The sequence below is a fragment of the Burkholderia sp. SCN-KJ genome (assembly GCF_024656005.1).
In the GTDB taxonomy this organism is placed as follows: domain Bacteria; phylum Pseudomonadota; class Gammaproteobacteria; order Burkholderiales; family Burkholderiaceae; genus Burkholderia.
Genome location: NZ_JANKOG010000060.1, coordinates 1 through 11336 on the forward strand (window position 1 = coordinate 1; position 11336 = coordinate 11336).

General features: G+C 57.3%; 7 protein-coding genes. All 7 read left to right on the plus strand.

Annotated elements, in window-relative coordinates:
• A partial coding sequence (locus NQV17_RS37285) for an amino acid permease (RefSeq protein WP_257776081.1) occupies positions 1–720 on the plus strand: 720 nt, incomplete at its 5' end.
• A 552-nt stretch (positions 721–1272) separates the two neighbouring features.
• A complete protein-coding gene (locus NQV17_RS37295; protein WP_257776082.1) occupies positions 1273–3297 on the plus strand; it encodes a methyl-accepting chemotaxis protein in 2025 nt (674 codons plus the stop codon).
• Between the two features lie 704 nt (positions 3298–4001).
• The gene (locus NQV17_RS37300; protein ID WP_257776083.1) at positions 4002–5699 is read left to right on the plus strand and encodes a carboxylesterase/lipase family protein; all 1698 of its coding nucleotides are present in this window, start codon (positions 4002–4004) and stop codon (positions 5697–5699) included.
• Between the two features lie 90 nt (positions 5700–5789).
• Positions 5790–6713 (plus strand): alpha/beta hydrolase, encoded by a 924-nt coding sequence (locus tag NQV17_RS37305; RefSeq protein ID WP_257776084.1) that lies wholly within the window; start codon positions 5790–5792, stop codon positions 6711–6713.
• Positions 6714–7579: 866 nt separating this feature from the next.
• Positions 7580–9055, plus strand: coding sequence for an APC family permease (locus NQV17_RS37310; protein WP_257776085.1), 1476 nt, complete (start codon positions 7580–7582; stop codon positions 9053–9055).
• Between the two features lie 157 nt (positions 9056–9212).
• Positions 9213–10805: a carboxylesterase/lipase family protein gene (locus tag NQV17_RS37315; RefSeq protein WP_257776086.1), complete on the plus strand. Its 1593-nt coding sequence runs from the start codon at positions 9213–9215 to the stop codon at positions 10803–10805.
• Between the two features lie 387 nt (positions 10806–11192).
• Positions 11193–11336 (plus strand): transposase (locus tag NQV17_RS37320; RefSeq protein WP_257776087.1); only part of this gene is annotated, 144 nt, incomplete at its 3' end.

Here is an 11336-nt window from a genome sequence, read left to right on the forward strand (position 1 = left end):
GCCACCTACGCAGCAGTGATCGTTCTCGCGGTGTTGTTTGCTTCGGCGGCCTATTTTCTGATTTGCGGCTATGGCCCCGCCGCTGCTATCGCCAAAGCGGGTGCAGACCCATCGACCGTAGCACTTGACAGTATCGGCATGTATTTAGGCAAGGCAGGTCTTGAGGCGGTCAATGTGCTTCTGTGCTCTAGCATATTCGCTTGTCTGCTGGCGTTGCACAACATTCTGTCGCGATACATCTACTGCCTCGGCATCGATGGTACGGCCCCCCGCGCATGCGCAGCGGTGCATAAGCGCCACGGATCGCCGTACCGTGCGTCGATGATGGTGAGTGTCCTCATGCTCGGGATCGTGGGGCTTGAGATCAACAGAGGTGTCGAACCGTACGCCGAGTACGGTGCACTGACAGGGGTTGGGGGCTATGCGCTTCTTATGCTCTTGATTCTGACTTCGCTTTCCGTATTGATGTTCTTTGTACGCAAGCCAAGCGGCGCAAGCGTTCTCAAAACCAAGATAGCTCCGTTCATTAGCTTCGCCTTGTTGTCTGTGGTCGGCTATCTGGCGACGGTCAATATGGACGTGCTGACGGGCAACGTGAAGATCGCCGAAACGCTGCTGGCGTTCATCTTCGGCACACTAATCCTCGGGTGCCTGTACGCGCGACGCCTAAAAACGACGAAGCCGGAGGTGTACGCTGCGATCGGTCGCCAGAAGATATGAGGTGATCGACCGGTCAAACGTGCCTGGATCAAAAATAGCCTTGCGGGCTGGAGAACATCCCTCCGAGCTGGTTGAGATTCAGGCATGGTCACCGTTTCGTGACTGCTGTCCGATGTGTTTTATAGATGTAAGTGACACTTGGTGACAATGATGGGCGTCGAACAGAAATCCTTACGTTCACTGATCGACAAGTGGCTCGCGCCTACATCCGCTAGGCCGGCGCGCCTAACGGGATTTGGGCGTACTGCCCAGGGAGGGCGTTTTGTCTGCCTGGAGGCACTGCGATCGGCCGAGCCGCTGGCTATATTCTTCTTCTATCACGGAGACGGCGCGTGGGCGGTGTTTCCGCCGGAAAGAAACTCACTCGTGATGGCTGCGGCAGGTCAACCGAAACACAGCGGGAGAAATGGTCGGCCTAGTTATGCATCGATTGGAGATGTGTGCGACGGTCAGTTGCCAGCATGATCATGAGCACGGCGAGAACCTAAAAAGACCGGCGGAGCGCCGGTTCAAGTGTCTGAACCGGCGCGACAAAAAGGCGAAACGCTAAAAATGAGCAATATCGTGACATCGGGGAAGGATGGGGTATTGTCGCGTCTCAGTGCGAGAAAGTTCGTCAGGCCGTCGTCGTGGAGTCTGCGCACGCGACTGTTGGCGGTCACGGTTCTTACCGTCCTGATGGGTTTCGTGATCAGCATATCGCTGTTGACATGGCAGTCCACGGAGGCCCAAAAAGCTTCGGCGCTTATGTACACCGAGCAATTGGCCGACACGACTGCGGCAAGTATCGAGGCGCAGTTGAACGCTGCAAGCAGCACGGCCCATCAACTCGCGGAGTTTTTAGCCGCCGATCGCGCACAAGGCGGGGAAAACCGCCAATTGGCGGTCGACTTCATGCGACGCATCGCGGAAGCTAATCCCGACTATCTGGCGGTATGGACGATTTGGGAGCCCAATGCTTTCGACGGCCGTGATAGTGAGTTTGTGAGAAGGACTGCGGCCGATGACGGGACCGGCCGCTTTGTACCGACTTGGGGCAGATACACGGGAAAGCTTTCGCTCGAACCGGCGGCCAACTATGATCTCGACACAGCGGACGGTGACTACTATCGTCTGCCCCAGCGCGCGGGGCACGATATTGTCATGGAACCGAGCGTATACAGTACCGGGGGAACCGATATCCTGCTGTCGTTCATCGAGGTTCCAATGTTCGAGAAAGGAAAGTTTCTCGGTGTGACGGGCGTAGATATCTATTTCCCGAAGCTGCAAGCGGAGCTTGAGCGGATGCGCCCCTTCGGTACCGGATTTATTAGCTTGGTGTCGCAAGCAGGGAAGGGAATCGCCGATGGACGAGGAGCGGGTAAGACGTCGGTGAGCGAGAGTTTCGACTTCGAGCAACGTGCGGCCGTTCGCGCAGGGAGGAAGCTCGTTACCGAAGCCACGCTCGATGGCGAAAAGGTGCTGAGAATGTTGATTCCGGTTCCAATCGGCAAGACCAACACTTCCTGGTCGCTTGTCGTCACGGTACCTGAACGGGCGGTGTTAGCGGGCGTGGCGAAGCAACGCGCGTGGGCTGCGGCGATGTGCGTGTTCAGCATACTGGCCGTATCGATGTTGCTGGCACTTAATATCGATCGCTCAGTCCTGCGCCCCATGGGCGGGGAGCCTGGGGTAGCTCAAACTATTGCGTCGCGAGTTTCGGCAGGCGACCTGACGGGAAAAGTCTCCTTGGTGCAAGGGGATACGTCGAGCGTGATGGCGGCGATGGCGAGAATGCAGCAGAGCTTACGTCGAATCGTGTTGACGGTCCGCAACAACGCAGAAAGCATCGCTGTTTCATCTACGCAGATTGCCGAGAGCAACGAGGATCTAAGCGGTCGAACGTCTCAGCAGGCGGCTTCGGTAGAGGAGGCCAGCGCGTCGATGGAAGAGTTTGCAGCAACGATTCAGGAAAACTCGTCGAACGCATTTGAAGCGAGTTCGCTAGCGTCCGATGCAGCCGTTGCCGCAGCGAAAGGAGGCGATGCAGTGGAGCAGGTGGTGACGACCATGGGCCGCATCCACGAGAGTTCCAAGGAGATTGCCGACATCGTTGGTTTGATCGAATCGATTGCCTTCCAGACGAACATCTTGGCTCTAAACGCAGCGGTAGAGGCTGCACGCGCAGGAGAGAATGGGCGTGGCTTCGCCGTTGTCGCCGCAGAGGTACGCAATTTAGCGGCGCGATCTGCGTCGGCGTCCAAGGAGATTCGAGACCTCGTTGCAACCAATCAAGACCTGGTGACCCGAGGCGCCGGTCTTGCTGACGAGGCGGGTACGATGATGAACGATATCGTGGAGAGAATTCAGCGGGCGGCTGCAATCGTTAGCGAGATTTCAGCTGCGAGTGCGGAGCAAGAGAAAGCGGTTACCCAGCTCGACGTGGTTGTACGAGGAATTGACGACAACACGCAACGCAATGCCGCTCTGGTCGAACAGAGTGCGGCGGCAACGCAAGGTCTCCGGCATCAGGCGCAAGAGCTCGTCAAATTGGTGTCGATGTTCAAGATTCCAGCGCAGGCCGATCTAATAGCGTGACGGTTATGGCTGCGGGCTACGGATGTTGAAGGCGATTGTTGCGATGAGAGCTTTGTGAGAGTCTGCGCTCCGGCATCAGCGGACCGTCTGCGCTTGGCTCGGCACCGGTCACCTTGTTGTGCCCGCAAGCCAAATGCTATACGGGAAGTACTGGCAACGCGCAATCCCGTGCCTAGAGAGGGTCGCCGCAAACATCATCGGTATGAGAGCAAAAAAAGCTTGTCCCAAAATATTCGTTGTCGTAGATTTTGATAACAGGGTCATCGGGTGCGATTGCTAGGTTCACCTCGCGCGGTGGAACGTTATAGAAGTGGCATTACCTGGGCATCGGGTATCGCAGTCAGTGTGAGCGTCGACCGGAAAGTACAGCCAAACAACTTTGGGCTGTTTTTTTTGGTGTTTATACATACCAACTGGTCAGTTAAAAATCATTCTGGTCGGAATGTTGTGTGTGCTGGTGCTAGTGGCAACCGAAGTTCATTAGTGTGCGTGCGGCGGCACGCGAGCCTCGTATGGCGGTGAGCGTGGCGAACGGCGTAAAACCGGTGCTTTTCTCGCAGGCGGGCATTCTCAAATAACGTGTTGCATCGGGGTGACAGCTTGGGCGAGGCGGAGGCCGGAGCCTTGCAGCCCGTTTAAACACAATGGCTGAATTGTTCTCTCATCAAAGAGATCGGCGCAAACCATGGAAGAAGGGCAAGTCAATGGCTGACCAACATACGACGAGGGCCGAGGATGATCGCCAGGACGGCACACTCACCCGCCGCGAGTTTTTGCAGGTTGGAGGGGCGATCGCGGCCGCCGGCGTCGCGATTGCCGTACCGGGCCTGAGCGGAGCGGCAACTAACGGAGCGTTCCGCATCGTCAAGACCACGAACGGGCAGATTCGGGGTCGAGTGAGTCGCGGTGTCGCCGAGTTCAAAGGTGTCCAGTATGGTGCCTCAACGGCCGGGGCTAACCGATTCCTGCCGCCCCAGCCTGTCGTTCCGTGGACGGGTGTGCGCGACGCATTGGTGTTGGGTAACAGGTCCCCACAAGTCGAATTGGATTACCCGGCATGGCTCGATAGCAGCCCAGCGACTGAGAACTGCTTGGCGCTGAATGTCTTTGCCCCCGAAGGAGCAAACCCGCAATCGCGCCTGCCGGTAATGGTGTGGCTTCATGGCGGAGCTTACATTTTTGGATCGGCGTCATCGCCCCTCTATAAATGCGAGAACCTCGCTCGATTGGGGAACGTTGTGACTGTTGGGATTAACCACAGACTGAACATCTTTGGTTATGCATTCCTCAGTGATGACGCTGGCCATGAGTTTGCGACATCAGGAAATGCCGGCCACCTGGATATCGTCGCTGCGCTGAAGTGGATCCAGCAAAACATCGCCGTGTTCGGGGGAGATCCGGACAACGTGACGCTCTTTGGTGAATCAGGCGGCGGTGGGAAGATCACCGCGTTGCTGGGCATGCCGGCGGCCAAAGGATTGTTTCACAAAGCCATTATTCAGAGTGGATCGCTACTCCGGCAGAAGGACCCGAGCGCGGCAACTGAAGTCACTGACAGGATGTATTCAACGCTAGGCATACGTCGGGGCGATGTGCGGGCATTGCAACGCTTGAGCGCCAACGAACTGCTCAATTGCTTCAAGCAGTTGTTCACGAATACGGAGCCTGGAGTCTCCGACGACCTGCTGATCTACGGACCGGTTGCGGACGGAATTGTCATCCCGTCCCATCTGTGGGACGGTCACGCGCCCGAGTTGTCGAAGGACATTCCCATCATAGTTGGAACAAACACTCACGAAGCAGTCCTATTCATTGATAAGGAACTGTTCAAGCCAATTCTTGATGATAGGGTGCTGGCCAAGAGGATCGCGAGCTTTGGGCTGGTAGGGAAGGCGGACGAGCAGCAGGTGCGTCCCCTCATCCCACTTTACCGCCAAAAAATGCCTGGTCTGAACGACCGGGAGCTACTGGTTAGAATTGCGACCGATATTGGATTCTGGAGGGGGGCGGTACTGCAAGCGGAGATGCGCGTGCGTGCGGGCGGCGCGCCCGTCTACATGTACGAATGTACATGGGAGACGCCCTGTTATGGTGGGAAATGGGCTCCCCATGCTATTGACGTTCCATTCGTTTTTGGTGTGCAGCACTATCCCACAGCCTGGGATGGGAAGGACAGCGATGCAGCAAGATCCGCCGCGGATCCCGAGAATCATTGGAGCGTGGTTAGCAAGCAGATGATCGGAGCGTGGGCTTCCTTTGCTCAAACCGGCAATCCGTCAACTCGAGGGCTCGAATGGACACCGTACGACCTGACCAAGCGCGCGACCATGATGTTCGGCGAACGTTCCGGTATAGCCGATGATCCGCGGTCGAGCGTCCGCGATGCAGTGCTTGCCCTCTGACGGGCGCTGTATTTATTCCAGTAGCGCGCAACTGTGACGACACCCTCGCATGGTGACGGACACTTCCCGATGATTTTGGAGTAAAAGGCAATGCCGCTCGATTCTGAAATCGTCGCAATCTTGAAGGAACTCGAGTGCGAGCCGCCGATGGAAAGCCTTCCTGTCGACGTGATGCGCGCGCGACTGACATTCCCTTCGCTGGAGAAGCGCACCGCTGTAGGTCAAGTCATTGAAATCCAGATGCCGCTTGCGGGGCGCGTGTTAGGCGCGCGTGTGTATCGACCTGTGGTTGAGCGAAGCCGTGGTGCGATCGCCTATTTTCATGGCGGAGGCTTCGTGATCGGCAACCTCGACTCTCATGATCAGCTCTGTCGGGATCTTTGCGTTGGCAGCGGCGCTACCCTGATCTCGGTCGACTACCGTCTCGCGCCGGAGCATCGGTTTCCCGCTGCGATAGACGACTGCCTCGATGCAGTCCGCTGGATCGCGCAACACGCGAAGATGCTGTCGATAGACCCGACGAAAATCGTCGTCGCCGGCGATAGCGCGGGCGGAAATCTCGCCACCGTGACTGCGCTGCAGATCCGGGACAAAGGTGGCCCGGATCTGCGCGCGCAGGCGCTTATCTATCCAGTGACGGACTATCACACGCCCGCTAACAAGTCTTATATCGAAAACCAATCGGGCTACTCGTTGACGCGCGCGGCGATGATCCGGTTCTGGAGCGAGTATCTGGCTGATGCACAGGAGGCGCGACATCCGTATGCGTGTCCGCTTCGCGCGCCGTCGCTGGAGGGTTTGCCGCCGGCGCTTGTCGTTACGGCGGAATTTGATCCGTTGCGCGACGAGGGTGAAGCCTATGCTGATCGAGTGTGTAACGCCGGTGTGCCAGTTACTCGATGGCGCTATGACGGGATGATTCATGGGTTCTTTCGAATGTCGGCGGCTTGTGCGAGAGCGAAAGAGGCGGTGAACCGTTCTGCCGCCTGGATAGGTGATGCGATGGAGCGGTGAACGTTTCGGGCGGGGGCTCTTGTGGCGACGCCCGATAGGGAGTTCGAATCGATTATCCAGGCCAATGCCGAACGCTACGGCGTCATGTACACCAATATGTCGGCGCACGCCGTGCGCAAGCAGGTTGCGAAGACGAGGGCGTGTGACTGTGGGTTTATCCCTGGAAGGGGGCACCGGGCTTTTGGGGCATCGCTGTGCCTTTGCTGCAGGATGCCGGCATATTGTTGCTGCCATTGTGCCGGTGTTCACACCGGCGTGCCTTAGTGATGCGCGTCGAGTCCGGACGGGGAAACTCGGGAAGGAAGTGATGAATAGTGCGCGCGTCTCGGGCGACGATTCGACGGATGAATCTCTCTTCCATCAGGCCTATTGAAGCGGACCGATATGGATCGCTTGTCGAATGACGCGCTAGCGATGAATCGAGCACGAGACGTCAACAGCAGCATTGTCAGTCAAATGTGTTGGCGTGACAGAAGTGTCCACGCACAGCCTGCTGTGTGATGCCCTAAATTGTGTGCCAGATTAGGGAAAGTACTGTAGGGGCTGCGGATCGCCCGGCTGGATCGGCTTCCAACGTGATGCTTGCGCCGGGGTTCCCGAAAACTCTTGTACAAAAACTTTTGCTCCCGTAAAGTTCACTTCATCGTACTCATTGTTCGTGTTATTTGACCGATGGGTACGTATCGCGCAGCGAGAGGGGCGACCGCTGGAAGAACGGCTCTTGGAGACGGTGACTCGTCATTTGCATGGATGCAGAGTCCGCATTCTCGTCGCTTGTTTGCTCTTGTTGAGCCAGGCGTCGCCAGGACGCAACTGGCTTGCTGCGCCGGAGGTGGACTACTTTGGAACGAAAGGCGGGAGGGGGAGTGAATACGTTTATCGACAGTAAAGAAGGGGCCGCGCTGCCGGAGTGCCCAGCACGCGCCGGTGAGAGTCGTCCCGCCACGCTTTCCGGGCAACTGGGGATGCTGGAAATCGTATTTACAGTGTTGGCGTATAACGCTCCGCTCACCGTTGTCACCGGCATGGGTGTCATGATGACCCTCGGCAACGGGCTGGGTGCTCCAGTCACGTACGTGGTCGCTGGGGCGCTCATTCTGATTTTCTCCGTGGGGTTTACTGCAATGTCGAAGCACGTACCCAATGCGGGTGCGTTCTACGCATACATTACCGCGGGGATCGGGCGCCCGTTGGGACTTGGTAGCGCGCTGATGGCGATGCTCGCATATGGCTTCATGATGATCGGCGTCTGCCTCTATGCCGGCATAGTCTGCGCTTCATTAGTGAAGCATCTGTTCAATGCAGAGCCGCTTATGTGGTGGGGATATTCACTCATCCTGCTTGCCGCAGTGGGCGTGTTTGGCTATTTGCGCATTACGTTTTCGGCTCGCGCTCTCACGCTCGCTCTGATCTGCGAAGTGTTGATCGTATTCGTATGGCAAGTTGCCGTAGCTGTGGCTAAGGGCGCCGCCGGCTTGTCGCCATCATGGCTGACTCCTGGCGCTGTTACATCGGGTTCCGTAGGGCTCGCCCTGCTGTTTGGGGTTACCTGCTTCGCAGGCTTTGAGGCTACCGCGGTATTCCGAGAGGAGGCTCGTGATCCGGAGGTGACTGTTCCACGAGCGACGTATTGCGCGATCTTGGTCATGGCCACGCTATTCAGCTCGGCATCATATTTTTTGATTTGTGCGTACGGCCCCCAATTGGTGTTGGAGAGGGCTGCAGCGGACCCGTCACAGATCTCCCTGAACGCGATCGGCCTCTATCTGGGTAAGGCTGGTCTAGAAGCCGTCAATGCTTTGCTGTGTTCGAGCGTTTTTGCCTGTTTGCTCGCCCTGCACAATATCCTTTCTCGATACATCTATTGCTTGGGGCTTGATGGCACGTTTCCGCGTGCCTTGGCGACTGTACATGAACGCCATGGTTCGCCTCATCGTGCCTCGGTCGTGGTGACCGGCTTGATGTTGATTATTCTGATCGGTGTGATAGAGAGCGGAGTCAAGCCATTTGGCGCGTTTGCGGTACTGACCGGAGTTGGCGGGTATTGTTTGCTACTGCTGCTGATTTTGACGTCATTGTCAGTACTGGTGTTCTTTGTGCGCAATATGAAAGGTCAGAGTTTTTGGAGAACGAAAGTTGCGCCCACAGTGAGTTTCTTTCTCCTTTCGTTCGTCGGGTGGCTGGCAACGGCAAATATGAGCGTTTTGACTGGAAATGTGCGGGTTGCTCAGGCTCTGATCGCTGTGGTTTTCGGAACGCTCTTGCTTGGTGTCCTTTATGCGCGGTATTTGAAGCGGGCGCGGCCGGAAATCTATCGTGCTATCGGGCGGCAGGTGATTTGATGCGACTCGGGCCATCGATCGCATAACGTGTGCGGTCTTCATAAAGCGTGCGTTTCCTAACTTCATGTTGGCAGCGGTCGAGTCGCCGGGCGCTAGCGATCGGGCGTGTGCCCGCGCGCCGGTCCAATGACTGATATTCACTTAAGGAATCGAGATCGTGAACATTGCAGTTGAGCAAGACAAAAATATTGGTGGACATGCCGAGGACTCGTTTAAGGTCGTCGAGACCCAGTACGGCAAACTGCGCGGCCGTGTGAGCGATGGACTGGCGTCCTTTCTAGGCGTTCGATACGGCGCTAACACTGCTGGAGCGAATCGGTTCATGCCCCCACAGCCCGTGACGCCCTGGACCGGCATTCGCGATGCGCTTGTGCTCGGCGATCATTGTGCGCAAACCAACCCTGACTTTCCGGTTTGGCTCGATCCTGGCCCGGCGAGTGAGGATTGCTTGATGTTGAGCGTCTATTGCCCGACGAGTGCCACTGAGTCATCACGATTGCCGGTCATGGTGTGGCTCCACGGCGGTGGCTATTCGTTCGGCTCAGGCCATGCGCCCGGGTACAACTGCGGCAATATTGCCAAGGGTGGCAACGTCATTACGGTGGCGGTTAATCATCGTCTGCACGGTTTTGGCTATACCTACCTGGGCGACGACGAACGCTACGGCACGTCAGGCAATGCAGGTCACCTGGACATCATCGAGGCGCTCAAGTGGGTGCAAGCCAACATCGAGCGCTTCGGCGGTGACGCGAGTAACGTCACCGTGTTCGGGGAGTCGGGCGGAGGGGCCAAGATCACGACGCTCTGCGGTATGCCGGCTGCGCGGGGGCTGTTTCACAAGGCCATCGTTCAGAGCGGCTCGGTAATGAAAATCCGGACCGCTCGCGAAGCATCGATGCTGACCGACGCCGTTTTCGATACCCTCCAGCTCAAGCGCGGTGACATCCAAGCGCTCCAGGCGGTGCCGACCGACACGCTCGTTCGGTGCTTCGATAAAGTTGCAGCGGAAACCGACACTCACTATACGCCGTATCTTGCGTTTGGTCCCACGGTTGATGGGCGCGTCATGCCTGACATGGTCTGGCGTGATGACGCGCCCGATTTTGTGCGCGACATTCCGTTTCTAATCGGCGTGAATAGCGACGAGGCGACGACGTACGTTGGGCTCGACATGTATGGTCCATTGAAGGCGGATGTGGATATTGCAAGACTGTGCGCGAAGAATCAATTGCTGTACAACTTCAGTGTGGAGCAATTGGTTCCCATCGTCCGAAAGTATCGCGAATTGATGCCCGATCTTTCAGACGCGGAGATGGCCGTCCGGGTCACATCTGATGTCAGCTTCCGGAAAGGCGCTGTCATTCAGTCGGAGCTGCTCATCGCCCGTCAGGGGGCGCCGGTCTACATGTATGAATGCGCGTGGAAGACACCGTGCTTCCGGGGGAAATGGGCCGTCCATGGGGTGGAATTGCCTTTTATCTTTGCGCTCGACGAATACGGTACGGCGTGGGACGGAGAGGATACCGATGCACTGCGCGCTGCAGCCGATCCTGACAACAAGCGAGCCGTTGTGGGCCGTCATATGTTCGACGCGTGGGTAAGCTTTGCTCGGAGCGGAAATCCTTCGACGAAGGATTTGCCGTGGCCGACGTACGATTCCTCCTCGCGCACGACCATGGTCTTCGGATCGGAGTCGAAGCTGGTCGATGATCCTCAAAGGGAAGTTCGAGGGCTTTTACAGGGCTTGTGAGCGGGCCTCGCCATTCTCCAAATCAAGCGATGCTTGTTTGCCCAGGGACCTGATTTGGTCCTTGGGCGAGGAGACGGTCCCGAGGTGATCCAGCCCGAGGCCATGGCGCAACAACTTTACCCCTCCCTCGCCAAGGGTCTGGCGAACCTGTATGCCTATGACCGTCGTGAGTCTGCCTTAACTGACCAGTATCGATCGTAGGTGCAGTGAGCGGCCGTGCAAACCGCGCGCGAGCTTCGACGATTAGTGTCCGCATTTTGCCTGAGCGATTGGTGGCGGCACCGGCGTGCATAAGACGACTGATGACTGTAAGCGGCTAGCCAACCCGTCTTGAGTTTGACCGAGGAGCTTGGGAGTATCGTGTCCACCTAACGAATAAGCGGACACGTGAACACTATCGAATCGGAAGCACTCCCGGAGCGTCGTCGGCGGCGACGCTACAGCGAGGAGTTTAAGGCGCAGGTGGTTGCTGCCTGCCAGGGAATCGGCGTATCGGTTGCGGCGGTCGCGCTGGAACACAGGCTCAACGCA